The organism is Streptomyces sp. SCL15-4 (assembly GCF_033366695.1).
In the GTDB taxonomy this organism is placed as follows: domain Bacteria; phylum Actinomycetota; class Actinomycetes; order Streptomycetales; family Streptomycetaceae; genus Streptomyces.
On the sequence record NZ_JAOBTQ010000001.1, the window covers coordinates 950,558 to 975,369 of the forward strand.

Consider the following 24,812-nt stretch of genomic DNA (forward strand, 5'->3'; position numbering starts at 1 on the left):
CCGTGCCGTGTCCGGCGGCGGTCCGGTGGCGTCGGTGACCATGACGGCGTCCCCGGCGTCCCCGGCGGCCTCGACCAGGCCGGCAGCGGTCGTGACGTCCGCGCGCAGGCCGCCGCCGGGCGGGCGCCCGCTCGTCTCCGGACCGTGCGCCGCGCGCCACCGGTCCGCGTCGGACCGTCCCGCGCGCCGGTCCCGAGGCGCGCGCCGACAGGTCCGTGCACCGGCACGCCCCTCGTGCGGAGGGTGATCGTGGCGATGGAGTGGGTACGTCCCGGCCATGCGGGTGAGCGTGGTGGACGCGGGGTCGAACACGGTGCGGTTGGTGATCGCGGATGTGGAGGGAGGTGTGCCGCTGCCGGTGCACACGGTCAAGTGGAAGCTGCGCCTGTCCGAACACCTCGGTCCGGACGGGGTGATCGCCGACGAGGCGGTGCGGCGGCTGGTGGAGGCGGTGGACGCGGCGAGCGCCACGGCCCGCCGCTGGCAGGCGGCGGGCCCGCTGGCCTTCGCGACCACCGTGGTCCGCGCCGCCCCGAACCGCCAGGAGGTGCTGCACCGGGTGACGGCCGGTACCGGCGTGCGCATGTGCACCCTGCCCGGCGAGACGGAGGCCGAGCTGACCTTCCTGGCGGCCCGCCGCTGGCTGGGCTGGAAGGCGGGCCCGCTGGCGCTGCTCGACATCGGCGGCGGCTCGCTGGAGGTGGCCTTCGGGCGGGGCCGGATGCCCGGCTTCGTGGCGTCCCTGCCGCTCGGCGCGGGCCGGCTGACCCGGGAGTACCTGGCCGTCCAGGACCCGCCGGGGCCGGGCGAGCTGAAGGAGCTGCGCCGCCGGGTCCGCCACGAACTGCGGGACGTGGCCGCGCGGATCCGCTGGGAGCGTCCGCGCACCGCCGCCGTCACCTCCCGCACCTTCCAGCAGCTGGCCCGGCTGTGCGGAGCGCCGCCGGGGCGCTACGGGCCGTTCGTGGAACGGGAGTTGGCCTGCCGCGACCTGGGCAGGGCGGTGCGTGCGCTGGCCGCGCTGCCCGCCGCCGAGCGGGCCCAGCTCCCGGGGATCTCCGCGCCGCGCGCCGCGCAGAGCCTGGCCGGGGCGGTGGTGGGGCACACGGCGCTGAAACTGATGGGCCTGACCCGGGCCGTGGTCTGCCCCTGGGCGATCCGGGAAGGCGTGCTGCTGCGCTACGCCGAGGACGGCGCCGACTGGTGGACGGACGTCACCACCGCCGCCGGCGCCGTCGACGCCGGCGCGCCGGCGGTCCTGCGCGTCGCGGGCCCTCCGGCCTGACGGCCGGGCGCGGCAGCGGGGTTCAGGAGGTGTGCTTCAGGCGGGGCATGCAGCCGAACCAGTTCACCGTGTCCTTGTCGGTGGTGTAGCCCAGGCACCTGATGCTCCGGTCGTGCAGCGTGGCGGTCCGCTCGACGCCTCCGTCCACGTAGTCGTCCTTGTGGTGGGGCTGGACGAGGGTGTCGAACGCGACGGTGTACCAGCGGTGGTCCTGGTCCGGCACGCTGCAGTGGCGGGCGGTCACGTTACGGCTGGGTCCTTCACTCCATATGGGCCGTTCGGCGCGGTCGCAGTGGGCGCGGCCGGCGGCCTCGGCGGTGCCGGCGCCGGTGCCGAGCAGGGCGGTGGCGCCCGTGGCCACCGCCGCGCCGGTGCCGAGCAGGCGTTTGAGCGTGGGGTTCATCGTGTGGTCCTCCTACCGGCCGTGGTGACGGCCGGGATCGCTGTGTCACCTTGCTGCGATCGTCACACCGGCCCGCGGGTCCGGCCCGCCGGCCGCCCGCCCGCTCCCCCGACCCGGTGACCAGGGTCCCGCCAATGCAGCAGAGCGCTCCCCCGGCCCCCGCTCCGGCGCGCCCGGAGCCGTGACACGACCCCGCTATTGACATGTACCTGCATCTACCCCGAGGCTTCGTGCGTGAAGTTGCTCGATTGGCCCTTGTTTCAAGCGCTTCCGAGCAATCTCAGCCAGGACAGTCAATCCGCAAAGGTGCGAGGGGAGCTGTTCCGCCGTGCGAAGACTCCGACATCGTGTGCCGTGGCCGGCCTGGATTCCGCTGGGGCTGGCGACCGCCCTGGCCGCGACCGTGCTGGCCGGCCCGGCGCCCGCCGAGGCCGCTCCGGCCGGGTCCGGCGCCGTACTGGACCCCGTCCACGGCAGCGCCGGCTGGCAGAGCCCGGTCTACGCCAAGGGCACCGGAGGCGGCCCCGAGAAGTGCCCCGCCCCGGCCGACGACCCCGGCGGCACGGTCTGCCACCGCTTCGACCTCACCGTCTCGGTGCCGGACGGCTACTGGGACGACAACCCCGAGGGCGGCGTCCCGCTGTCCGTCACCTGGGAGCGTCCCTCGGACGACTTCGACCTGTACGTCTACGACGACCACGGCAAGCAGGTGGCCTCCAGCGCGGGCACCGCCGACCCCGAGGCCACGGTGGTCCCGCGGGCGTCGGGGACGTACCACGTGCTCGTGGTGCCGTACGACGTGCACGGCACCTCCTTCACCGGCACCGCCTATCTGCCCGCGACCACGGACGCCGGCGACCTCACGTCCTTCTCGGGCGGCAACGGCCGGTACACCATCGGGGCCGGGCACCTCACGGCCCGGGCCGACTTCCTGACGGACGGCCGGCTACGGCTCCAGGCCGACCCGTCCGGCGTACTGAGCGATCCGGCCGGCACCGCCATCGTGCGGCAGCGGCCCGCCCTCCGGCGCGGCACCTCGTCCTTCGACGCGGGCGACTACTACGGCGTCCGCTCGCCGGAGGCCGTGCTGCGCGTGTACAAGAAGCCGCTGCGGTTCGGGCTGTACCGGTCCGACAACCGCACCCGGATCTGGCAGGAGGACAAGCCGCTGCGCTGGTCGACCGGCGGGATGCGGCAGAGCCTCGCGCGCGGCGCGGACGAGCAGTTCTTCGGCGGCGGCGAGCAGAACGGCGCCTTCTCCCACCGCGGCCGGACCGTGTACGTCGCGAACAGCTTCGACTGGAACGAGGGCGGCTACAACAACTCCCAGCCGTTCTACCTCTCCAGCGCGGGCTACGGCGTCTTCCGCAACACCTTCGCGCCGGGCGTGTACACCTTCGGCGCGCCGGTGACGACCGGTCAGCAGGAACGCCGGTTCGACGCCTACTACTTCCTCGGCGACGCCAAGCAGGTGATCGGCAAGTACACGGCGCTGGTGGGCCGTCCCTTCATGCCGCCGGTGTACGGCCTGGAACCGGGCGACTCCGACTGCTATCTGCACAACGCCAACCGGGGCGAACGGCACACCCTGGACGCGCTGAAGGTCGCCGACGGCTACACCGAGCACCGGATGCCGCTCGGCTGGATGCTGGTCAACGACGGGTACGGCTGCGGGTACGAGAACCTGGAGCAGACCGCCAAGGGCCTCCAGGACCACCACGCCCAGCTCGGCCTGTGGACCGAGAACGGCATCGACAAGCTCGCCGGCCAGGTCGCGGCGGGACAGCGGGTGGCCAAGCTGGACGTGGCCTGGGTCGGCAACGGCTACAAGTTCGCGCTGGACGCCTGTGACGCGGCGAAGAAGGGCATCGAGGACAACAGCGACGCGCGCGGCTTCGTATGGCTGCCGGTGTCCTGGGCGGGCGCCCAGCGCTGCGGCGTGCTGTGGAGCGGCGACCAGAAGCTGTCCTGGGACTACATCCGCTGGCAGATCCCGACGTACGCCGGGGCGACGCTGTCCGGCATCGCCTACAACACCGGTGACGTGGGCAGCATCTACCGCCACGACGCCGAGATGTACGCGCGCGACCTCCAGTGGAAGGCGTTCCTGCCGGCCGTCATGACGATGGACGGCTGGGCGAGCGACCTCACCACCGGCAAGCCCGCCGACCAGCAGCCGTGGCGGGACGGCGAGCCGTACACCTCCGTCAACCGCAAGTACCTCCAGCTCAAGGAGCGGCTGTTGCCGTACATGTACACCCTGTCCGCCGAAGCGGCGAAGACCGGCGTGGGCGCGGTGCGTCCGCTGTGGCTGGAGTACCCGGACGACCCGGACACCCTGGGTCCCGCGGCGAAGTACGAGTTCCTGTCCGGCCGGGACTTCCTCGTCGCGCCGGTGTACGAGGACTCCGACACCCGGGACGGCATCCATCTGCCGAAGGGCACCTGGACCGACTACTGGACCGGGCGCACCTATCGCGGCCCGGTCACGCTCGACGGCTACCACGCCCCGCTGGACACCCTGCCGCTGTTCGTGCGCGAGGGTGCGATCGTCCCGATGTGGCCGAAGGGCACGACGAGCTGGCAGACCCGCGACCGGCACGAGCTGGACTGGGACCTGTACCCGGCCGCGCACGGCACCAGCCACTACACGCTGTACGAGGACGACGGCGTGACCCGGGACTTCGCCCGGGGCGCGGCGGCCACACAGCGGGTGTCGGTGCGCGCCGGCGCCCGGGGGGCGACCGTGACCGTCGGCGCGAGCAGGGGTGAGTACGCGGGCAAGGCGGACGCCCGGGCGTACCGGTTCACGGTGCACGGCGGCGCGGCGCCCGCGCGGGTCCTGCTCGACGGCCGCCGGCTCCCGGACGGCGCCTGGTCGTACGATTCCGCCACCCGGGTCACGACCGTCACCACGGACCGGCTGCCGCTCGACCGCGGTTTCTCCCTGCGCTTGGTGGGCGGGAGGTAAAGGAACCGTATGGTCTAGTCCAAAGTACATGTTGGTCTAGTCCAACTCATTGACGTGACCGCAACAGCTCCCGGAGGGTGGGGCTCCCCGTTCGGGGCCCCACCCTCTGGAGGCACACATGAGACGTCTTCGGGCATGCCTGGGCGCGGCGGCGGCCGTCGCCCTCGCCGCGGCCGGTGCCACCGCGCTGGTCGCGGGCAGCGCCTCGGGCGCGACCACCGCGCTCGACAACCGCTGGTACGCCGCCGCCCCCTATCTGATGCCGCTGGACAACGACCCGCCGGACCCGGCCGCCCTCATGGACGCCACCGGTCTGAAGGCGTTCCAGCTGGCCTTCGTGCTGGCACCCGCCGGCGGCGGCTGCACGCCGACCTGGGACGGCACGGCGCCGGTCGGCTCGGACACCGCCGTCCGGTCGGTGATCGACACCATCCGGGCCAAGGGCGGCGACGTCTCCGTCTCCATCGGCGGCTACGGCGGCACCAAGCTCGGCCAGGCCTGCGCGGACCCGGCGTCCACGGCGGCGGCCTACCAGCAGGTCGTCACCAAGTACGGGCTGCGCGCCATCGACTTCGACCTGGAGGAGCCGGAGTACGAGAACACCGCGGCGATCAGGAACGAGATCGGTGCCGCGAAGATCCTCCAGCAGAACAACCCCGGGCTGTACGTGTCCGTGACCACGGCCGGCACGGCGGACGGCACCGGCTGGTTCGGCAAGCAGATGCTGCTGGAGGCCAAGGCACAGGGCTTCACCCCGAACAACTTCTCCATCATGCCGTTCGACGGCGGCTTCGACCACGCGGCGAGCCAGACCGCCGCGCTCACCAAGTTCAACGCGGTCCTGCGGTCCACCTTCGGCTGGGACGAGGCGACCGCCTACGCCCACGAGGGCTTCTCGGGCATGAACGGCCGCAGCGACACCGGCGAATACTTCACCCAGGCCGACTTCCAGACCGTGCTCGACTACGCCACCGGCCACCACATGGACCGGTTCACGTTCTGGTCGCTCAACCGCGACCGGCAGTGCGCACCGGCCGACAACGGCGGCCGGACGTCCGGCACCTGCTCCAGCGTGGCCCAGAACTCCTGGGACTTCGCGAAGTACTCCGTGAAGTTCGCCGGCGCCACCCCGCCGTCCACCACGCCCACGCCCACCCCGACACCGACCCCCACGGCCCCGGCCTCCTGCAAGCCGGCCTGGAGCGCGACGACGGCGTACACGGCCGGTGCCGAGGTCGCCTACGGCAAGCACAACTGGAAGGCCAGGTGGTGGACCCAGAACGAGACGCCCGGCGCCTCGCAGTGGGGGCCGTGGGAGGACGAGGGCGCCTGCTGACACCGCGGTCCGCCGACGTGTCCGGGGCAGGCCGGCGACTGCCCGGCGAATGTTCCGGACACGGTCCGACCTGCGCGACTGGTGCGAACGGCGGGACGGTCGTAGCGTCGGGACCACGCGTTCGGAGCAAGCACGACCGGCGGGAGCGGCGATGCGCGCATCAGTGGCGGGAACGACGGTCACCCTGGCGGCGGGAGCCCTGCTGACAGCGGCCATGACGACGGCCTCGGCCGGCGGGCCGGACACCTCGACGCCGCCGCGCCACTCCGGCTCGGCGCGGCCCGTCCTGGTCGACTGCCTGTGGCAGCGCACCGTACGGCCGATCGACTTCATCCTGGCCTGCGGCGACGGCAACAGCCGGCTCACCGGACTGCGCTGGTCCGAGTGGAGTCCGGGCGGGGCGACCGCGGTGGGTGTGAACGTGGTCAACGACTGCGAGCCGTACTGCGCGGCCGGCACCTTCCACGCCTACCCGGTGACCGTCCGGCTGGACGGCCCCGAGCCGTGGAAGGAGCACCCGGACGTCGAGCACTACACCCGGATGAGCCTCACCTACTCCGGCGACCGTCCCGAGGGCTACCAGCGGGTCATGACCTACCCGCTCTGGGACTGACGGCCCGGGACTGACGGCCCGCGCCCGGACGTCCCTGCGGACGGTCACGGCCGGATGCCGCCCGGGTGTGCCTCGTACGGTGCGCACCGGTGGTCCGCGCGGGCGATCCCGCGGCCCCGGCTCCCGCCGCCGGCGGCCCGTCCACCCCCATGTTGGTGTGGCCCCGCACGCCGGCGCGCCCGCGCGCCGACCGAAAAGAGGTCACATGCCCCGACGCCCCCGTCTGACCGGTGCCGCCACGGCCGCGCTCGCGCTCGGCCTGGTCGCCGCCGCGCCCGCCACCGGCACCGAGCCGCCCGTCGGCGACGCGCGTGTCGTCGCCCGCTTCGACCCGGCCGCCGGACGGACGCCCGAGAACATCGCGCTGGAGCCCGACGGCTCCGCCGACCTCACCTTCGCCGCCGCCCGCACGGTCGCCCACGTGACCCTCGACGGGACCACCACCACCCGCGCCACGCTGCCCGCGGTGGCCGGTCCGGCCACCCCGCTGGTGCGCAGGGCCGTCGTCACCGGCATCGCCCGCGCCCACGACGGCACGCTGTACGTCAACTACGCCACCGGCACCCGCGCGACCGGCGTCTGGCGCCTCTCCCCCGGCGCGGCCCCGGCGCGGATCGCCGCGCTGCCGCCCGACGGGTTTCCCAACGGCCTGGCCCTCGACGAACGCCGTGGTGTGCTCTACGCCGCCGACTCGGTGCGCGGCACCGTCTGGCGCGTCCCCGCGGCCGGCGGCCCGGCCACCGCCTGGGCCCGCCGGACGGAACTGCGGCCGTCCCGCGCCGGGAGCTTCGGCGCCAACGGCATCGAGGTCCACCGCGGCGCCGTGTGGGTGTCGAACACCGACCGGGGGACGCTCGTGCGCCTGCCCGTGCGCGAGAACGGCTCCGCCGGTGCGCCGGAGACCCTGGCGCGCGGGCTCCCCGGCATCGACGGCTTCGCCTTCCCCGGCGCCGGCCGCACCGCCCTGGCCGCGCTGAACGGCGGCAATCAGGTGGTGCTGGTCCGGCGCGACGGCAGCCACACCGTCGTCCTCACCGAGGCGGACGGGCTGGCCGGCCCGACCTCCGTCGCCGTACGCGGCCGTGCGGTGTACGTGCCCAGCGCCGCCTACCGGGCCGGGCGCGGCCCGAACCTGCTGCTGGCCCGGCTGCGGTACCACTTCGGCCGCCTGTAGCCGGGCCGCGCACACGTCGCGGCCGGTCCGGGTCCCGGCCGTGACGGGCGCGGGCGCGGGCGCGGGCGCGGGCGCGTCAGACGATCTCCACCAGCAGGTCGCCGCCCTCCACCTGCTGGACGCGGGTGATGGCCGGGCGGGAGACGCGGCCCGCCTTCGGCGCGGTGATCGTGGCCTCCATCTTCATCGCCTCGATGGTGGCGACCGTGGCACCGGCCTCCACCTCGTCGCCCTCGGCGACGGCCAGGGTCACCACACCGGCGAAGGGCGCCGCCACATGCCCCGGATCGCTCCGGTCGGCCTTCCGCGTCGCCGGGACGTCGGAGGCCGCGGCGCGGTCGCGGACCTGGATGGGCCGCAGCTGACCGTTGAGCGTGGACATCACGGTGCGCATACCGCGCTCGTCGGCCTCGCCGACCGCCTGGAGTTCGATCAGCAGCCGGACACCGGGCTCCAGGTCGACGGCGTACTCCTTGCCGGGGCGCAGGCCGTAGAAGAACGCCTTGCTGTCCAGCACTCCGGTGTCGCCGAAGCTCTGCCGGTGGGTGTCGAACTCGCGGGCCGGACCGGGGAACAGCAGGCGGTTCAGCGTGGCCCGCCGGTCCTTGGCGAGCCCCTCGCGGTCCTCGGCGGACAGCTCGGGAGCGGGCCGGGGCGCAGCCCGGCCCTGGAGCGCCTTGGTGCGGAACGGCTCCGGCCAGCCGCCGGGCGGGGTGCCCAGCTCGCCGCGCAGGAAGCCGATCACCGAGTCCGGGATGTCGAACGTGTCCGGGTGCGCCTCGAAGGCCTCCGGCGAGACCCCGGCGCCCACCAGGTGCAGGGCGAGGTCGCCGACCACCTTGGAGGACGGGGTGACCTTGACCAGGCGGCCGAGGATGCGGTCGGCGGCGGCGTACATCGCCTCGATGTCCTCGAAGCGGTCGCCGAGGCCGAGGGCGACGGCCTGGGTGCGCAGGTTGGACAGCTGGCCGCCCGGGATCTCGTGGTGGTAGACACGGCCGGTCGGCGAGGCGAGGCCGGCCTCGAACGGTGCGTAGATCCTGCGCACGCTCTCCCAGTACGGTTCCAGGTCGCCGACCGCCTGGAGGTCGAGCCCGGTGGGCCGCTCGGAGTGGTCGGTAGCGGCGACGATCGCGGACAGCGACGGCTGCGAGGTGGTGCCGGCCATGGAGGCCACCGCACCGTCGACGGCGTCGGCGCCCGCCTGGATCGCGGCGAGGTAGGTGGCGAGCTGGCCGCCCGCGGTGTCGTGCGTGTGCAGGTGCACCGGCAGGTCGAACTCGCGGCGCAGCGCCGAGACCAGCTTCGCGGCGGCCGGGGCGCGCAGCAGGCCCGCCATGTCCTTGATCGCGAGGACGTGCGCGCCGGCCTCGACGATCTCCTCGGCCAGGCGCAGGTAGTAGTCCAGGGTGTACAGCCGCTCCGCCGGATCGCTGAGGTCGGCGGTGTAGCAGAGGGCCACCTCGGCGATCGCCGTGCCCGTCTCCCGTACGGCGTCGATGGCGGGACGCATCCGGCCGACGTCGTTGAGGGCGTCGAAGATGCGGAAGATGTCGATGCCGGTGGCGGCGGCCTCCTGCACGAAGGCGTCGGTGACCTCGGTCGGGTACGGGGTGTAGCCGACGGTGTTGCGGCCGCGCAGCAGCATCTGGAGGCAGATGTTGGGCACCGCCTCGCGCAGCGCGGCCAGCCGCTCCCAGGGGTCCTCGGCGAGGAAGCGCAGCGCCACGTCGTAGGTGGCGCCGCCCCAGCACTCCAGGGAGAGCAGCCGCGGCAGGGTGCGGGCGACGACCGGGGCGACGGCGAGGAGGTCCTTGGTGCGCACGCGGGTGGCGAGCAGGGACTGGTGGGCGTCGCGGAAGGTGGTGTCGGTGACGCCGATGGTCGGCGACTCGCGCAGGTGCCGGGCGAAGCCCTCGGGGCCGAGGTCCACGAGGAGCTGCCGGGACCCGGCGGGCGGCTTTCCGGCGGGCAGCGGCGGCAGCTTGGTCACCGGGTCGGGCAGTTCGGGCCGCTCGCCGTGCGGCTTGTTGACGGTGACGTCGGCGAGGTAGGTGAGCAGCTTGGTGCCGCGGTCGGCGGAGTGCCGGGCGGTCAGCAGGTGCGGGCGCTGCTCGATGAAGGAGGTGGTGACCCGGCCCGCCCGGAAGTCGGGGTCGTCCAGGACCGCCTGGAGGAAGGGGATGTTGGTGGCCACACCGCGGATGCGGAACTCGGCGACCGCGCGCCGGGCCCGGCCGATGGCGGCCTGGAAGTCGCGGCCCCGGCAGGTGAGCTTGACCAGCATCGAGTCGAAGTGTGCGCTGATCTCCGTACCGGCGTGGGTGGTGCCGCCGTCGAGCCGGATGCCGGAACCGCCCGGGGAGCGGTAGGCGCTGATCCGGCCGGTGTCGGGACGGAAGCCGTTGGCGGGGTCCTCGGTGGTGATCCGGCACTGGAGGGCGGCGCCGCGCAGGGTGACCGTGTCCTGGGAGAGGCCGAGGTCGGCGAGGGTCTCGCCGGCGGCGATGCGCAGCTGGGCCTGGACCAGGTCGACGTCGGTGACCTCCTCGGTCACGGTGTGCTCGACCTGGATGCGCGGGTTCATCTCGATGAACACGTGGTTGCCGGCCCGGTCGAGCAGGAACTCCACCGTGCCGGCGTTGCGGTAGCCGATCTCGCGGGCGAAGCGGACGGCGTCGGCGCAGATCCGGTCGCGCAGCCGCGGGTCGAGGTTGGGCGCGGGGGCCAGCTCGATGACCTTCTGGTGGCGGCGCTGCACGGAGCAGTCGCGTTCGAAGAGGTGGATGACGTCGCCCGCGCCGTCGGCGAGAATCTGCACCTCGATGTGGCGGGGCTCGACGACGGCCTTCTCCAGGAAGACGGTCGGGTCGCCGAAGGCGGAGGCGGCCTCGCGGGAGGCGGCCTCGATGGACTCGCGCAGCCGGGCCGGGCCCTCGACGCGGCGCATGCCGCGCCCGCCGCCGCCGGCGACCGCCTTGACGAAGACGGGGAAGCCGATGTCCTCGGCGGCGCGCACCAGTTCGTCCACGTCGGTGGAGGGCGGGCAGGAGCCGAGGACCGGCACGCCGGCCGCGCGGGCGGCGGCGACCGCGCGGGCCTTGTTGCCGGTCAGCTCCAGCGTGGCCGCGTCGGGGCCGACGAAGGTGATGCCCGCCTGTTCGCAGGCGCGGGCCAGTTCGGGGTTCTCGGACAGGAAGCCGTAGCCCGGGTAGACGGCGTCGGCGCCCGCCCGGCGGGCGGCGGCCACGATCTCCTCGACGGAGAGGTAGGCCCGCACCGGGTGCCCCGGCTCCCCGATCTCGTAGGCCTCGTCGGCCTTCAGCCGGTGCAGCGAGTTGCGGTCCTCGTGCGGGAACACGGCGACGGTGCGCGCGCCGAGTTCGTAGCCCGCCCGGAACGCGCGGATCGCGATCTCTCCACGATTGGCGACCAGCACCTTGCGGAACATCATGGATTCCCTTCAGCTGCCTGTCGGCGACGACGAACACCCCGGCCTTAGCCCGGCCCGCCGTACTCGCGGGCCACCCTAGGTGCTGCCCGCACGGGCCGATGTGCGAAAACCATCACACCGGCGGGGTGGCCGGCGCCACAGGGGCGCGCCGCGCCGCGTCACCGGCGGAGGCGGTCCTGCCGGGCCCGGTGTGCGCGCGGGGACGGGCGCGGCGGAGGCGGGCCGTGCGGGTCCGGGCTGGATACGGGGGCGGGGGCGGGGGCCGTCCGGGTGGCGGGGCGGAGCCGTTGCGGGCGGCACGCGGGCCTCGCGGCGGTGGGTCCGTGGAGCCGTGGGACCGCGAGGCGACGGAGCCGGGTCCGTACGGACGTGCGCAGCCGCCCGCCCCGGCCGTGCGGCAGGGCGAGGACGATCGCCGCGGCCACGGCGATCAGGTGCTCGCGGCCCGCCAGGTTGGGCACGGCGAGGGACTCCCACACCATCGAGCCGCCGGTCAGCGTGAAGACCACGGGAGCGCGGCGGACCACCGCGAGATAGGTGAACAGGCCGACCACGGCCGCCGAGGGGCCGGTGTCGAGCACCCGCCCGGCCTCGGGCGGCAGTCCGAGCCCCCACCAGCCGGGACCCAGGGCGACCATGAGGCGGGCGGTGAGGGTGCCGGCCAGGGTGGTGGTGTAGGCGATCAGCAGGGTGCGGGCCCGGCCCAGGACCAGTTCGGCGAGGGCGAAGGCCAGGAAGAGCTGGGTGATGCCCGCCCACACCGGCAGGTCGAGCGCCGGGACGTACAGCGACACGGGGGTGCGCAGCAGCGACAGCCACAGCGGCAGGTCGGCCCGGACGCCGCCGAGCCGCCGTACCCACACCGCTCCGGCGGGATGCTGGGCGATGTCGTGGAAGAGGACGACACCGAAGGCGGCGACGAACGCCAGCAGCAGCCCGGACAGCCCGCGCCGCGCGAGCCGCCGTACCGGGTCGACGACGATGCCGTGCCACTCGGTCGCCAGGGTGCGCCCGGTGCGCCGGACGAGGCGCGCGAGCGTGGACGTGGCGGGGCCCTGCCGGGTGTGTCCTTCTGCGATCACCGAGGACAGTCCAGCGATCCGGCGCACGGGGCGTCAAGTCTCATAAGCGTGTCAAGTACCACCATGGGAATCAGGTGCCGGACGCAACCTTCGCCCCCTTTTATCCGTCCCTGATCCCGGCATTGCGGCGCGAATGACCGTCGAGATCAGGGAACGTAACGGGACCCGTTCTTTTTTGATCACGAACTCTCGTATAGTGACCGCGAGTTCACGACCTGTGCCATGTCTCCCAGCCGCACGAGGACCAGACCGGACCGATGACCGCGCCCACGCACCCCGGCGACCGACCCTCCCTCCGTACGTTCGTCTCCGCTCTCGCCGTGACCGGTGTGCTGTCGGCGCTCGCGGTCTGCGCGGCCGTGGCGGTGGCCCCGGGCTCGGTGCGCACCCCGCTCGCCGGGGGCGGGGCCGTGGCGGCGGTCGTCCTCAGCGCCGCGGTGGCCACGGCCGCGCACGCGCGGCGCTCCGCGCGGAACGCCCGGCAGCGGCTGGAGGGCGTCACCCAGGACATCGGACGGCTGCTCCAGCAGCAGGCCCGTACGACCGAGGAGGCCCGCCAGGAGCAGCAGCGCCTCCTCGACGAACTGGCCCGGCAGCGCGCCGAGCTGACGGAGTCCTTCGCCGCCGAGCGGGACCACCTGGTCGCGGAGGGCACCCGGGAGCTGGACCGGTTCCGGCAGGAGAACGCCCGCCTGGCGGGCGAGTTGGAGCAGGCCCGGCGCGAGCGGTCGGCCGCGATCTCCGCGACCTCCAACGCCGCCGGCCGGATGCAGGCCCTGGCCACGGCCACGCTCGCCGACCTGCGCGCGATGGAGGAGCGGCACACCGACGAGGACGTGCTGACCGATCTGCTGCACCTCGACCACCGCACCGCCCAGGCCGGCCGGCTCGCGGACTCCATCGCCGTGCTCACCGGGGCGCGTTCGGGGCGCCGGTGGGCGCGGCCGATCGGGATGGAGTCGATCCTGCGCGGCGCGATGGGCCGGATCGCCGGGTACCGGCGGGTGCGGGTGCACTCGACGAGCGAGGCCGCCGTCGCCGGGCACGCCGCCGAGGGCGTGATGCACGCGCTCGCCGAACTCCTCGACAACGCCGCGAACTTCTCGCCGCCCACGGCCGAGGTCCACGTCTACGTGGAGGAGGTGCCGGCCGGGGTCATCGTGTCGGTGGAGGACAGCGGGCTGGTGATGGGCGATGTGCAGCTGCGCCGCGCCGAACGGGCGGTCGCCGGGGACGTCTCCGAGCTGGGCGGTCTCACCGGCACCCGGCTCGGGCTCGCCGTGGTCGGGCGGCTCGCCCGCAAGCACGGGCTCAAGGTGTCGTTCCGGCCCTCCGCGCGCGGCGGCACGGGCGTGCTGCTGCTCATCCCGCAGTCCATCCTGACCGGCCCGGCCCCGGCCGAACCGGCCGCCGCGGCCCCGCCCGCGCCGGGCGCGACGCCCGTGCACGGCGGAACGCCCGCGCCGGCGCCGACCGCCCCGGAGGCCGCTCCGGTCCACGAGTCCGCCGCGCCGCCGGAACCGGGCCCGGCCGGGCTGCCCAAGCGGCGCCGGGGCCGCACGCTCGCCGAGGCCGAGCGCGCCCGGTCCGCGTCCGGCACCGAAGCGCGCACCGCGCCGACCGCCGACGAGGGCAAGGCCCGCGCCGCCCGCTTCAGCAGCTTCCGCCAGGCCGTCCGCCCGTCGGCACCGGCCGGCCCGCGGCCCGGAGCCACGGCCGGTGCGCCGGAGGACGAAGTCCCGGCCGGTTCCTCCGGACCGGCGGGCGCGTCCGGCGCGGCCCACGCGCCGGCACCGGACGACCACACCGCCGCCTCTCCGGCGCGCACCGGCGCTTCGACACCCGCGCCCCCGTCGGCCGACACGCCGGCCGGCCCTGCCCCGTACGGCCCCGGCGAGCACGGCTCCCCAGGCTCCTCCCTCTCGCACACGCACGCGCACCCGGAAGGCGACACCACTTCATGACCGGCCCGACCACCGCCGACGACAAGCTCACCTGGCTCCTGGAGGGCCTGCTGGAGAGGACCCCGGGTGCCCGGCACGCGCTCGTGCTGTCCCGGGACGGGCTGAAGCTGTGCCGGACGCCGGAGCTGAGCGTCGACCAGGCCGACCAGCTGGCCGCGATCGCCGCCGGCATCCAGTCGCTGTCGCACGGCGCGTCCGTGGAGTTCGGCGACGGCAGCGGCGGCGTGCGCTCGGCGATGACCGAGTTCTACGGCGGTGTGCTGTTCATCGTGGAAGCGGGCGCCGGCGCCCATCTGGCCGTGATCACCACCGAGGACGCGGACGCCGGTGTCGTCGGGCACAACATGAGCGAGCTGGTGGAGCAGCTCGGCGCGTACCTGACCGCTCTGCCCCGTACGTCATGAGCGGACCCGGCAGGAACCGTCCGGGCCGCGACGACGCTCCCGACCGGCTGTACACCATCACCCAGGGCCGCAGCCGGTCCGATCCCGACAACCCCTTCGACCTGGTCACCCTCGTGGTGGCCGAGTCGGAGCCGACGGCCGGCCTGCAGTCGGAGCACGTGGCGATCCTGAAGCTGGCCCAGTCACCCACCTCGGTGGTGGAGATCGCCGCCGAGCTGCGGCTGCCCGTGGGCATCACCAAGGTCCTGCTGGCCGATCTGCTGGCGGCGGGCCGGGTCAGCGCCCGGCATCCGCGCCGCCCGGCCATCACCGATCCCGACATCCTGGAGCAGGTGCTCGTTGGACTTCGCAACCTCTGACATGGGGGTCCCCCCGCTCGAGCGGAGCCGAGAGCGGAGGAGCACCCCGTTGAGTGCCTCCGCCGACCAAGGCTTCAAGATCGTGGTCGTGGGCGGCTTCGGCGTCGGCAAGACCACGCTGGTCCGCTCGGTCAGCGAGATCCGTCCCCTCAACACCGAGGAGACGATGACCCAGGCCGGCGCGGCGATCGACGACATCGCCCAGGTCCGCGGCAAGTCCGCGACCACCGTGGCCTTCGACTTCGGCCGGATCACGCTGGACGCGCGCAATGTGCTGTACCTGTTCGGCGCGCCGGGCCAGGAACGGTTCTGGTTCCTGTGGGACCGCCTGTTCACCGGCACGCTGGGCGCGGTCGTCCTGGTCGACACCCGGCGGATCGACGATTCCTGGTACGCCATCGACCGGCTGGAGCACCACGGCACGCCGTTCATCGTGGCCTGCAACGACTTCGGCGGCCCGGTGCGTGCCGGGGCGGACGTCCGCGAGGCCCTCGACCTCGATCCGCAGGTGCCGCTGGTCGACTGCGACGCCCGCTCCCGGGAGTCGGGCAAACAGGTGCTGATCACGCTGGTGCAGCACGTGAAGAACCGGTACGCCGACCCGTCCGCGCGGGCGGGCCTGCCCCGACAGGAGTTCGTGTGACCACCCCCGACGCCGTCCCGCTCAGCGGTCCCCGGTTCCAGACCGAACCCGCCCGCCTGTACCGGGAGATGCGGCGCGACCACGGCGCCGTGGTGCCGGTGCTGCTCGACGGTGACATCCCGGCCTGGCTGGTGCTCGGCTACCGGGAACTGCACCAGGTCACCGGCGATCCCGTGCTGTTCAGCCGGGACTCGGACCTGTGGAACCAGTGGGAGAACATTCCCGCGGACTGGCCGCTGCTGCCGATGATCGGGCGCAAGCAGCCGTCGATCCTCTACACCGTCGGCGAACGGCACCGGCAGCGCGCGGCGATGGTGAGCAACGCGCTGGAGGCGGTGGACGCGTTCGAACTGCGCGGGCACGCCGAGCGGTTCGCGGACGAGCTGATCGACGCGCTGTGCGCCGCGGGCGAGGCCGATCTGATCGCGCAGTACGCGATGCTGCTGCCGGTGCGGGTCCTGGCCCGGCTGTACGGCTTCTCCGACGAGGACGGCCCCGGGCTCGTCACCGCCCTGAACGACATGATCGACGGCCGGGAGCGGGCGCTGGCCGGGCAGGCGCACCTGGCCGGTTCGATGGCCCGGCTGGTCGCGGACCGGAAGAAGGAGCCCGCCAACGACGTGGTCTCCCGGATGCTCGCCGACGACAGCGGCTTCGGCGACGAGGAGATCGTGCAGGACCTGATGGTGATGCTGGCGGCCGGGCACCAGCCGACCGCCGACTGGATCGGCAACTCGCTGCGGCTGATGCTGACCGACGAGCGGTTCGCCGCCTCCCTGTTCGGCGGGCGCAACAGCGTCGCCGAGGCGATGAACGAGGTGCTGTGGGAGGACACGCCCACGCAGAACGTGGCGGGCCGCTGGGCCGCCCGCGACACCCGCCTCGGCGGCCGGGCCGTCCGCGCCGGCGACCTGCTGCTGCTCGGTCTGCAGGGCGCCAACTCCGATCCGCAGGTGCGGACCGACGCCTCGGTGCTGACCGGCGGCAACAACGCGCACTTCTCCTTCGGCCACGGTGAGCACCGCTGCCCGTTCCCCGCGCAGGAGGTCGCCGAGGTGATCGCGCGGACCGGCATCGAGGTGGTGCTGGACCGGCTGCCGGACATCGACCTGGCGGTGCCCGCCGACTCCCTCACCCGACGGCCCTCGCCCTGGCTGAGAGGACTGACCAGACTCCCCGTCCGGTTCACTCCCGTACCAGCCCGCTGATCCCGCGTCGCCCCGGCCGGTGCGTCGTACGGCCGGGGGTCCGGATTCGTCCCCGGACCGGCGCCGTACCCGCGCACTTCCGACCCCGACCTGGGAGGCACGTCACGATGACGACCGGTACCGCAGCACCCCGCATCGCCCTGGACCCCTTCGTCACCGACCTGGACGCCGAGAGCGCGGCGCTGCGCGCGGCCGGTCCGCTCGCCGCGGTCGAGCTGCCGGGCGGGGTCCCGGTGTGGGCCGTCACCCACCACGCCGAGGCCAAGGCGCTGCTCACCGACCCGCGTCTGGTGAAGGACATCAATGTGTGGGGTGCCTGGCGGCGCGGCGAGATACCGGCCGACTGGCCGCTGATCGGCCTGGCCAACCCGGGCCGCTCCATGCTCACGGTCGACGGCGCCGACCACCGCCGGCTGCGCACGCTGGTCGCGCAGGCGCTCACCCCGCGCCGTGTGGAGCGGATGCGGGAGCGGATCGGGAAGCTCACCCAGGACCTGCTGGACGCGCTGCCCGCGGACGGCGGGACCGTCGACCTGAAGTCGGCCTTCGCCTATCCGCTGCCGATGTACGTCATCGCCGACCTGATGGGCATCGAGGAGGCGCGGCTGCCCCGGCTGAAGGTGCTGTTCGAGAAGTTCTTCTCCACGCAGACCCCGCCACAGGAGGTCGTGGCGACCCTCACCGAGCTGGCGCGGATCATGGGCGAGACGGTGGCGGCGAAGCGGGCCGCGCCCGGTGACGACCTGACCAGCGCGCTGATCCTCGCGGCGGAGGACGGCGACCGGCTCACCGACGAGGAGATCGTCTCCACGCTCCAGCTGATGGTGGCGGCCGGCCACGAGACGACGATCTCGCTGATCGTCAACGCCGTCGTCAACCTCTCCACCCATCCCGAGCAGCGCGCCCTGGTGCTGTCCGGGCAGGCCGACTGGTCGGCGGTGATCGAGGAGACGCTGCGCTACTCCACGCCCACCTCGCACGTCCTGATCCGGTTCGCGACCGAGGACGTGCCGGTCGGCGACAAGGTGATCCCGGCCGGGGACGCGCTGATCGTGTCGTACGGCGCGATCGGCCGCGACGAGCACGCGCACGGCCCGACCGCGGGCCGGTTCGACATCACCCGCGAGACGCGCAACCGGCACATCTCCTTCGGCCACGGCCCGCACGTCTGCCCCGGCGCCGCCCTGTCCCGGCTGGAGGCGGGGGTCGCTCTGCCGGCGCTGTACGCCCGTTTCCCCGGCCTTGACCTGGCGGTGCCGGCGAGCGAGCTGCGCAACAAGCCGGTGGTCACCCAGAACGACCTCTTCGAACTGCCTGTACGACTCACCCCCTAGCGCACCGGCGCAGCGCCCTCGGCGCGCGGCAGCGGTGCCGTGCACCGAGGGCGTCAACTTCGCGCCCGTCGATTCATGCTGGGAAAGGGTGAGCGGCACGGAGGTGAGCAGGCGTTTTCGGCCACGGCTGAGCTGGCGCTTGGTGTCAGGCGGACATGGGTGGCCGGAGTGGCACGGTCCGGGCGGCGACGGGCGATCGAGGGAAAAGGGGCGTCGGGGAAGGGCCGTTGAAACCCGCCCCGCCAGGTTGGCGTGAGCCGTTCGGCCGTCTCTTCCCGAGGTCACGCGAATGCGCTGCCCTGACAGGCGTTCGGGCGTCGCCGCCGGCGCATTCGTGGCCGGTAGGGGCGCACTTCCGCAACGCCGACGCAAGGGGAAGACCCATGACCACACCTCCCGCCGCTCCGCTCCGGGTCACGCTCGTGAACGGCGGCTTCGAACAGCCTCCGGTCGCCGGCATGGCGATCCTGCCGGACGCCTCGCAGACACAGGCGCCCACCCGGGTCCCGGGCTGGCTCACCACCGCGTCCGACCACATGATCGAACTGTGGCGGTCGGGCTTCAACGGCGTTCCCTCGGCGGAGGGTTCCCAGTTCGCCGAGCTGAACGCCAACCAGGTCTCCACGCTCTACCAGGACCTGCCGACCACGCCCGGGTCCACGCTGTACTGGCGGCTCTACCACCGTGGCCGCCTGGGACAGGACACCATGGCCCTGGACATCGGCGCGCCAGGCGCACCGGTGGAACAGCGGCGCTTCACCGACGGCACCGCCGCCTGGGGCTTCTACACCGGCACCTACACCGTCCCGGCGGGACAGACGACGACGCGCTTCTCCTTCCGGTCCGTCTCCGCGGCCGGCGGCAACCGCAGCGTCGGCAACTTCCTCGACGGCGTGTTCTTCGGCACCGCTCCCTTCGTGGAGCTGACCAAGTCCGCCATTCCCGTCGGGCCGCTGGAGGTGGGCGACGTGATCACCTACCGCGTCACCGCGAAGAACGAGGGCGGCGGCTCGGCGGAGAACCTCGTGCTGAGCGACGACATCCCGGAGGGCACGACGTACGTGCCCGGGTCCCTGCGCATCGTCGACGGCCCGAACGCGGGCCCGAAGACCGACGCGCAGGGCGACGACCAGGCGTACTTCGACGAGGACGCCAACAGGGTCGTCTTCCACCTGGGCAACGGCGCGTCCGCCGGCCAGGGCGGCACGCTGCCCAGCACCGAGACCGTACCGGCGGGCACCACGGTGGAGTACCGGGTGCTGATCGGCCGGTCCGCCGGCGGCACACAGATCAGCAACACCGCCACCGCCGCCTACGAGAACCGGCTCGGCGACACCCCGAAACCGCTGACCGCCACGTCGAACGAGCAGGTCACCGAGGTCCTCGCGGCCGCCGACCTGGCCGTGACGAAGGCGGCCGACGCGACCACGGTGACCGTCGGCCAGACGGTGACGTACCGCATCACCGTCCGCAACTCCGGCCCGAACGAGGCCACCGGCGTCGTCGTGACCGACGAGCTGCCGTACGGCCTCGCCTTCCTGTCCGCCGACAGCGCCTCCGGCACGTACGACCCGGCCACCGGCGAGTGGACGGCAGGCGACGTACCCGACGGCGCCACCGCGACCCTCGTCCTGCGGGCCAAGGCCACGGAGGCCGGCTCGCTCACCAACACCGCCTCGGTGACCGGCAACGAGACGGAGCCGGACACCTCCGACAACACCGACTCCGTCACCATCTGCGTCGAACCCGCCCCGTCCTGCTGTGACCCGTGCGCGGCGCGCGCGTAGCGGCAGACGCCACCTGAACCACCCACGGAGCAACGGGACCCCGCACGGCGGAGTGACCGCCTCCGGTCAAGCCCTCCTCTCCGATGGACCGGCGTGATCCCGGCCGCGCGGCGTCCTCACTTCGTGCGTGAGGGCGCCGCGCGGCCTCCTTCAGACGACCAGCACCCGGCGTCCGCGCGTGTGGCCGGCCTGGCTGTCGACGTGTGCCGCCGCGGCCTCGGCGAGCGGGTATGCCTTCTCGACCGGGATGCGGAGCTTTCCCCGCGAGATGAGGCCGACGGCCTCGGCGAGCGCCTCCGGCACGCTCCCGGCCACGCCGGAGAACCGGACACCGAACCTCGGCGCGTCGAGATCGGCGATGGAGATCACCTTCCGCGCGTCCCCGGTCAGCTCGACGAGCCCGCGGATCACGCCGGAGCCGGCCAGGTCGAGAGCCGCGTCGACACGGCCGAGCGCCCGCACCCGCTCGGCCCAGCCCTCGCCGTACGTCGTGGCCAGGGCACCCAGGCTCCGCAGGTAGTCCTGGTTCGCGGCCCCGGCCGTACCGATCACCTTGATGCCACGGTCACGGGCGATCTGCAGCACCGCCGATCCGACTCCTCCGGACGCGCCGCTGACCAGCAGCGTCTGCCCGGGCCGCACACCGACCTCGCGGATGACGCGCAGCGCGGTCTCCACCACGGAGGGATACCCGGCCGCCTCCTCGAAGGTCAGCCCCTCGGGCATACGGGCCCAGGCCGACAGCACGGCGAACTCGGCGTACGTGCTCGCACCCTCGCCGAACACACGGTCGCCGACCGCGACCCCTCCGACGCCCGCACCGACCTCGTCCACCACCCCGGCGGCGTCCAGCCCGACTCCTGAGGGCAGCTCGGTCGGATGGGCCCCCAGGACCTGGCCTTCACGGATCCTCCAGTCGACGGGGTTCACGCCCGCCGCCCGCACGGCGATGCGCACCTGGCCGGGGCCCGCGTGGGGCTCCTCGGCATCGATGAGTCGCAGGACGTCCGGGCCGCCGAACTCGGCGAAGCTCACTTTTTTCATGCGGCGAACATAACACTAACGGTTAGTGTTTTGGACTCGTTAGTGATGTGCACCTGATAGCGTGAGGTCATGACCGTGCCGACCGGACGCCGTGAGCGCAAGAAGGCCGCGACCCGCCAGAAGATCGCCGACGCCGCGCTGCGGCTCTTCCTGGAACGCGGATACGACGCGGTAGGCATCCGCGATGTGGCTGCCGAGGCCGACGTGGCCGTCACCACGCTCTTCTCTCACTTCGCCTCGAAAGAGGCCCTGGTCTTCGAGCAGGACGCGGACTTCGAGCAACGCCTCACGCGGGCGGTCACCGACCGGGCGCCACACGAGCCGCTCGTCCCCGCGCTGCGCCGGGAGATCCAGGCCCTGGTGCGCCACTGCACGGCGGACAGCGCCGCCCCGATCTGGCGCATGATCGACGCGTCACCCGCGCTGCGGAAGTACGAGGAGTCGATGAGGCTGCGCCACGCGGAGTCGCTGGCGACGGCCATCGCCGCCGCTCCCGGACCGTCACGGACCACAACGGCCTGCCGGGCGATCGCGAGATTCGCGATCGACGCCTATTCACTGGCTCGTGAGACGGCCGACCCGAAGGCCGCGGTGGACGAGGTCTTCCGGATGATCGAGGCGGCCTGGGAGGCCACCGCCCCCTCCGCGCACCCGACCGGCACGGCGGGTCCATAGCCAGGACACGTCCGCCCGGCGCCGGCCCCGCCACCCGCATGCCCGAGTCCGCCTTGACTTCGAGTGCGCTTCAGCTCGTAGCGTCGCCGGAGAGACGACAGCCCAGTGTGCGAAAGGAACCTCATGGAAAAGCGCAGTCTGGGAACCCTTCGAGTTTCGGCCCTCGGGCTCGGGTGCATGGGAATGTCCGCCTTCTACGGCTCTGCCGACCGGGCGGAGGGGATCGCGACCATTCGGCGGGCCCTGGATCTCGGTATCGACTTCCTCGACACCGCGCAGATGTACGGCCCGCTCACCAACGAGTCGCTGGTCGGCGAGGCGGTCAAGGGGCACCGGGACGAGTATGTGATCGCCACGAAGTTCAATTACCGGATGGACGACGCCGTGCCCGGTGATCTGAGCACGGTCGGCCCGCAGGACGGCTCGGCCGGGCATGTCCGCAGCTCGGTGGACGGCTCGCTGCAACGCCTGGGCACCGACCACATCGACCTGTACTACCAGCACCGCGTCGACCCGAACGTGCCCATCGAGGAGACCGTCGGCGCGCTCGGCGAGCTGGTCGCCGCGGGCAAGGTGCGCCACATCGGGCTGAGCGAGGCGAGCGCGGAGACCATCCGGCGCGCCCACGCCGTGCATCCGATCACCGCCGTGCAGAGCGAGTACTCGCTCTGGTCGCGGGACGTGGAGGCCGAGGTGCTGCCCGCGTGCCGGGAACTGGGCATCGGGTTCGTGCCGTACTCGCCGCTCGGCCGGGGCTTCCTCGCGGGCCGCTTCTCCTCGCCGGACGAGCTGGACCCGGACGACTACCGCCGTACGAACCCGCGCTTCACGGACGCCAACCTGGCGGCGAACCTGCGCCTCGCGGAGAAGGTCAAGGAGATCGCCGCCGAGAAGGACGTGACGCCGGCCCAGCTGGCCATCGCCTGGGTGCTGGCCCGGGGCGAGGACCTGGTGCCGATTCCGGGCACCAAGCGCCGTGCCTACCTGGAGCAGAACGCCGCCGCGGCCGGCATCGAGCTGACCGGGGAGGACCTGGCCCGCATCGACGCCGAGCTGCCCGAGGCGGCGGGCGAGCGGTACGACGAGGCGGGGATGCGCGCCGTCAACCTGTAGCGATCAGGCCGTAGGGCCGCCGGAGCGCTCCCGGCGGCCCCGGGCCGAGACCACCGCGAGGTCCACCGCCGCCGCCGGCGCGAGGAGGCCGCAGACCACCGCGAGGGCGGTCAGCGGGCCGGTGCCCGGGCTGTCATCCGGGCCCTGGTGCGCGGCCCGGAGCGCGAAGGCGGCGGTCGCCGCGGCGAAGACGGGAAGGAAGACGGCGGACAGCAGCAGCCGCAGGCGGAGGGCGCTGCGCGCGGTGGCCGGTTCCCCGCCGCTGCGAGGAGTACGGCGGCCGGGCCCGGAGATCGGTGCCGCCGGCCGTCCGTGCCGTCGCTCACCCATGACGCCGCTCCTCCATGACACGCCTCCCTCGCCGGGTGCCCTGACCGCGTAACCAGCGCCGGAGCGGTGAACCGGAGGGCTTGTGAGGAACCCCACGCGGGTGCCGACGGGCCTGCTCGGAGGGCGTTTTCCCGGCTCCGCGGGGCCGGTCGGAGACCGGTGCGGCGATGACTGGGCCCTCGCGTCTGCCACCATGGTCGGCGCCCTGACCAGGCGACCCGACCGTGCGACGCAGCCGGCCCCGCGGGCCCCGCCGGTCTCTCTTCCGCTCCTTGGTTGTCGAGTATCCCGCCGTGCCCCGTGCCTCTGCCATGTCCACGCCCGCCCACGCCCTTCCTGCCTCGCGTTCGCCGTGGCGGTCCCTGCGCCACCGCGGAATGCGCTGGTGGTCGGCGGCCAACTTCGTCTCCAATGCCGGTACGTGGATGCAGCTCACCGTGCAGAACCTCCTCGTGCTGCACCTCACGGGCTCGGCCGCGGCGACCGGGCTGTCGATGTCCGTCCAGGCGGCGCCCGCGCTGCTGGTGAGCCTGCTCGGCGGCGCGGCGGTGGACCGCTGGCCCCGGAAGCTGACGGTCGCCGTCAGTCAGGCGCTGCTCGGCGCGGTCGCCTTCACCACGGCACTGCTCGTGGCGCTGGACCGGATCGACATGACGACCCTGCTGGTGCTGGCCGCCGTGACCGGCGTCATCGCCACCGTCGACGGGCCGGCCTGTGCGCTGCTCGGCAACGATCTCGTGCCCGTGCCGGACGTGCCGTCGGCGATCGGGGTGGGCGCGCTGGTGCACAGCGCGGGGCGGCTGGCCGGCACCGCGCTGGCCGCAGTGGCCGTCGGCTTCCTCGGCACGGCCTCCGCGTACGCCGCCAACGGGCTGTCGTTCCTGTTCGTGGCCTCGGTGGTGCCGTTCCTGCGCCCGGCTCCCGGGGCCGCCGGGGAACGGGCGGCCGGGCCGCGGGCGACGCCGGAGGGCGCCGGGATGTCCGTGCGGGAGGGTGTGGCCTTCTTCGTGCGCAGGCCCCGGCTGGTCGCTCTCGCGGGCATCACGGGTCTCAGCTCCGTCTTCGGCCGCAACTACGGCCTGACCCTCGCCGTCCTCGTCACCGGTCCGCTCGCCGGCGGCGCCGGGGCGTTCGGCACGGTCTCCACGGTGCTGGCCGTCGGCGGCATCATCGGCGCGGTGCTCGGCGCCCGGCTGCGCAGTCCGTCCGTGCGCACCGTGGGCCTGCTCGCGGCGGCGGGCGGCCTGCTCCAGGTGGTGGCCGGTCTGTCGCCGTCGCTGGTGGTGCTGCTGGTGCTGGTGCTGCCGATGGCGGTCGTGGAGTCCGTCTCCGACACCGCCGGTACGGCGGTGCTCCAGACCGATCCGCCGCCGCATCTGCGCGGCCGGGTGCTCGGGGTGTGGAGCAGCGTCGGCACGGTGTGGAGCCTCGGCGGCCCCCCGCTGCTGGGTCTGCTGATGGAGTGGGCCGGGGCGCGCGGCGCCCTGGTGGCGGGCGGGCTGCTGATCGCCGGCTCGGTCGGCGCGGGCCTGCTGGCGCGCCGCCTCGGCGGCCCGGTGCCGGTGCCGGTGGTTGCCAGGGACGGCGAGGTGACCGGCCGCGAGGCCCTGGGCACGGCCGCCTGACGGGCCCC

19 protein-coding genes and 1 pseudogene are annotated in these 24,812 nt (G+C 73.6%); 15 read left to right on the top strand and 5 right to left on the bottom strand.

Annotation, left to right across the window (positions count from 1 at the left end):
- Nucleotides 1–277: 277 nt before the first annotated feature.
- Nucleotides 278–1,285 carry a Ppx/GppA family phosphatase gene (locus SCK26_RS03965; protein WP_318199847.1) on the top strand — a complete coding sequence of 336 codons (1,008 nt, stop codon included), beginning with the start codon at nt 278–280 and terminating at the stop codon, nt 1,283–1,285.
- Nucleotides 1,286–1,307: 22 nt separating this feature from the next.
- Here SCK26_RS03965 and SCK26_RS03970 read toward each other — a convergent pair whose 3' ends face one another.
- Nucleotides 1,308–1,688 carry a hypothetical protein gene (locus SCK26_RS03970; protein WP_318199848.1) on the bottom strand — a complete coding sequence of 127 codons (381 nt, stop codon included), beginning with the start codon at nt 1,686–1,688 and terminating at the stop codon, nt 1,308–1,310.
- A 799-nt stretch (nt 1,689–2,487) separates the two neighbouring features.
- Between SCK26_RS03970 and SCK26_RS03975 the strand changes: the two are divergent.
- The 4 genes and pseudogenes from SCK26_RS03975 to SCK26_RS03990 form a co-directional block, all read left to right on the top strand.
- Nucleotides 2,488–4,656, top strand: a pseudogene (locus tag SCK26_RS03975) (TIM-barrel domain-containing protein); the annotation flags it as partial.
- A gap of 121 nt (nt 4,657–4,777) precedes the next feature.
- The gene (locus SCK26_RS03980) at nt 4,778–5,995 is read left to right on the top strand and encodes a chitinase (RefSeq protein WP_318199849.1); all 1,218 of its coding nucleotides are present in this window, start codon (nt 4,778–4,780) and stop codon (nt 5,993–5,995) included.
- A 151-nt stretch (nt 5,996–6,146) separates the two neighbouring features.
- Entirely contained in the window at nt 6,147–6,608 is a 462-nt protein-coding gene (locus SCK26_RS03985; RefSeq protein ID WP_318199850.1) for a hypothetical protein, read from the top strand.
- A gap of 205 nt (nt 6,609–6,813) precedes the next feature.
- On the top strand, nt 6,814–7,782 hold the full coding sequence (locus SCK26_RS03990; protein WP_318199851.1) for a hypothetical protein: 969 nt from the start codon (nt 6,814–6,816) through the stop codon (nt 7,780–7,782).
- A gap of 76 nt (nt 7,783–7,858) precedes the next feature.
- Here the strand turns inward: SCK26_RS03990 and SCK26_RS03995 are convergent, their stop codons facing one another.
- Nucleotides 7,859–11,233, bottom strand: a complete 3,375-nt coding sequence (locus SCK26_RS03995; protein WP_318205902.1) for a pyruvate carboxylase — start codon at nt 11,231–11,233, stop codon at nt 7,859–7,861.
- A 161-nt stretch (nt 11,234–11,394) separates the two neighbouring features.
- Nucleotides 11,395–12,318, bottom strand: coding sequence for a hypothetical protein (locus SCK26_RS04000; protein ID WP_412080703.1), 924 nt, complete (start codon nt 12,316–12,318; stop codon nt 11,395–11,397).
- A gap of 257 nt (nt 12,319–12,575) precedes the next feature.
- Between SCK26_RS04000 and SCK26_RS04005 the strand changes: the two genes are divergently transcribed.
- The 7 genes from SCK26_RS04005 to SCK26_RS04035 all read left to right on the top strand — a co-directional run bounded on the left by SCK26_RS04005 (nt 12,576) and on the right by SCK26_RS04035 (nt 20,017).
- Nucleotides 12,576–14,282, top strand: a complete 1,707-nt coding sequence (locus SCK26_RS04005; protein ID WP_318199852.1) for an ATP-binding protein — start codon at nt 12,576–12,578, stop codon at nt 14,280–14,282.
- Entirely contained in the window at nt 14,279–14,686 is a 408-nt protein-coding gene (locus SCK26_RS04010; RefSeq protein WP_318199853.1) for a roadblock/LC7 domain-containing protein, read from the top strand. Before SCK26_RS04005 ends, SCK26_RS04010 begins: the two co-directional genes overlap by 4 nt.
- Nucleotides 14,683–15,045, top strand: coding sequence for a DUF742 domain-containing protein (locus tag SCK26_RS04015; RefSeq protein WP_318199854.1), 363 nt, complete (start codon nt 14,683–14,685; stop codon nt 15,043–15,045). The genes SCK26_RS04010 and SCK26_RS04015 overlap by 4 nt, the downstream gene beginning before the upstream one ends.
- A complete protein-coding gene (locus SCK26_RS04020) occupies nt 15,026–15,688 on the top strand; it encodes a GTP-binding protein (protein WP_412080704.1) in 663 nt (220 codons plus the stop codon). The genes SCK26_RS04015 and SCK26_RS04020 overlap by 20 nt, the downstream gene beginning before the upstream one ends.
- Complete coding sequence (locus tag SCK26_RS04025) at nt 15,685–16,896, top strand: cytochrome P450 (RefSeq protein ID WP_318199856.1); 1,212 nt, start codon at nt 15,685–15,687, stop codon at nt 16,894–16,896. The genes SCK26_RS04020 and SCK26_RS04025 overlap by 4 nt, the downstream gene beginning before the upstream one ends.
- Before the next feature lie 107 nt (nt 16,897–17,003).
- The gene (locus SCK26_RS04030) at nt 17,004–18,230 is read left to right on the top strand and encodes a cytochrome P450 (RefSeq protein WP_318199857.1); all 1,227 of its coding nucleotides are present in this window, start codon (nt 17,004–17,006) and stop codon (nt 18,228–18,230) included.
- Between the two features lie 383 nt (nt 18,231–18,613).
- Nucleotides 18,614–20,017, top strand: a complete 1,404-nt coding sequence (locus SCK26_RS04035; protein WP_318199858.1) for a hypothetical protein — start codon at nt 18,614–18,616, stop codon at nt 20,015–20,017.
- A 150-nt stretch (nt 20,018–20,167) separates the two neighbouring features.
- Here the strand turns inward: SCK26_RS04035 and SCK26_RS04040 are convergent, their stop codons facing one another.
- The gene (locus SCK26_RS04040; RefSeq protein ID WP_318199859.1) at nt 20,168–21,061 is read right to left on the bottom strand and encodes an NADP-dependent oxidoreductase; all 894 of its coding nucleotides are present in this window, start codon (nt 21,059–21,061) and stop codon (nt 20,168–20,170) included.
- Nucleotides 21,062–21,130: 69 nt separating this feature from the next.
- On the opposite strand from SCK26_RS04040, the gene SCK26_RS04045 reads away from it, so the two are divergent.
- Both SCK26_RS04045 and SCK26_RS04050 read left to right on the top strand, forming a co-directional pair.
- Entirely contained in the window at nt 21,131–21,736 is a 606-nt protein-coding gene (locus SCK26_RS04045; protein WP_318199860.1) for a helix-turn-helix domain-containing protein, read from the top strand.
- Nucleotides 21,737–21,859: 123 nt separating this feature from the next.
- Nucleotides 21,860–22,849, top strand: coding sequence for an aldo/keto reductase (locus SCK26_RS04050; protein WP_318199861.1), 990 nt, complete (start codon nt 21,860–21,862; stop codon nt 22,847–22,849).
- A 3-nt stretch (nt 22,850–22,852) separates the two neighbouring features.
- Here SCK26_RS04050 and SCK26_RS04055 read toward each other — a convergent pair whose 3' ends face one another.
- Nucleotides 22,853–23,179, bottom strand: coding sequence for a DUF6343 family protein (locus SCK26_RS04055; protein ID WP_318199862.1), 327 nt, complete (start codon nt 23,177–23,179; stop codon nt 22,853–22,855).
- A 377-nt stretch (nt 23,180–23,556) separates the two neighbouring features.
- Between SCK26_RS04055 and SCK26_RS04060 the strand changes: the two genes are divergently transcribed.
- Nucleotides 23,557–24,804: an MFS transporter gene (locus SCK26_RS04060; protein WP_412080832.1), complete on the top strand. Its 1,248-nt coding sequence runs from the start codon at nt 23,557–23,559 to the stop codon at nt 24,802–24,804.
- The last annotated feature ends 8 nt before the right edge of the window (nt 24,805–24,812 follow it).

What these genes read in the sequence shown, in the direction of transcription:
- SCK26_RS03965 (WP_318199847.1), top strand. Translation starts at nt 278, where the DNA reads ATGCGGGTGAGCGTGGTGGACGCGGGGTCGAACACGGTGCGGTTGGTG.
- SCK26_RS03970 (WP_318199848.1), bottom strand. Translation starts at nt 1,688, where the DNA reads ATGAACCCCACGCTCAAACGCCTGCTCGGCACCGGCGCGGCGGTGGCC.
- SCK26_RS03980 (WP_318199849.1), top strand. Translation starts at nt 4,778, where the DNA reads ATGAGACGTCTTCGGGCATGCCTGGGCGCGGCGGCGGCCGTCGCCCTC.
- SCK26_RS03985 (WP_318199850.1), top strand. Translation starts at nt 6,147, where the DNA reads ATGCGCGCATCAGTGGCGGGAACGACGGTCACCCTGGCGGCGGGAGCC.
- SCK26_RS03990 (WP_318199851.1), top strand. Translation starts at nt 6,814, where the DNA reads ATGCCCCGACGCCCCCGTCTGACCGGTGCCGCCACGGCCGCGCTCGCG.
- SCK26_RS03995 (WP_318205902.1), bottom strand. Translation starts at nt 11,233, where the DNA reads ATGTTCCGCAAGGTGCTGGTCGCCAATCGTGGAGAGATCGCGATCCGC.
- SCK26_RS04005 (WP_318199852.1), top strand. Translation starts at nt 12,576, where the DNA reads ATGACCGCGCCCACGCACCCCGGCGACCGACCCTCCCTCCGTACGTTC.
- SCK26_RS04010 (WP_318199853.1), top strand. Translation starts at nt 14,279, where the DNA reads ATGACCGGCCCGACCACCGCCGACGACAAGCTCACCTGGCTCCTGGAG.
- SCK26_RS04015 (WP_318199854.1), top strand. Translation starts at nt 14,683, where the DNA reads ATGAGCGGACCCGGCAGGAACCGTCCGGGCCGCGACGACGCTCCCGAC.
- SCK26_RS04030 (WP_318199857.1), top strand. Translation starts at nt 17,004, where the DNA reads ATGACGACCGGTACCGCAGCACCCCGCATCGCCCTGGACCCCTTCGTC.
- SCK26_RS04035 (WP_318199858.1), top strand. Translation starts at nt 18,614, where the DNA reads ATGACCACACCTCCCGCCGCTCCGCTCCGGGTCACGCTCGTGAACGGC.
- SCK26_RS04040 (WP_318199859.1), bottom strand. Translation starts at nt 21,061, where the DNA reads ATGAAAAAAGTGAGCTTCGCCGAGTTCGGCGGCCCGGACGTCCTGCGA.
- SCK26_RS04045 (WP_318199860.1), top strand. Translation starts at nt 21,131, where the DNA reads ATGACCGTGCCGACCGGACGCCGTGAGCGCAAGAAGGCCGCGACCCGC.
- SCK26_RS04050 (WP_318199861.1), top strand. Translation starts at nt 21,860, where the DNA reads ATGGAAAAGCGCAGTCTGGGAACCCTTCGAGTTTCGGCCCTCGGGCTC.
- SCK26_RS04055 (WP_318199862.1), bottom strand. Translation starts at nt 23,179, where the DNA reads ATGGGTGAGCGACGGCACGGACGGCCGGCGGCACCGATCTCCGGGCCC.
- SCK26_RS04060 (WP_412080832.1), top strand. Translation starts at nt 23,557, where the DNA reads ATGCGCTGGTGGTCGGCGGCCAACTTCGTCTCCAATGCCGGTACGTGG.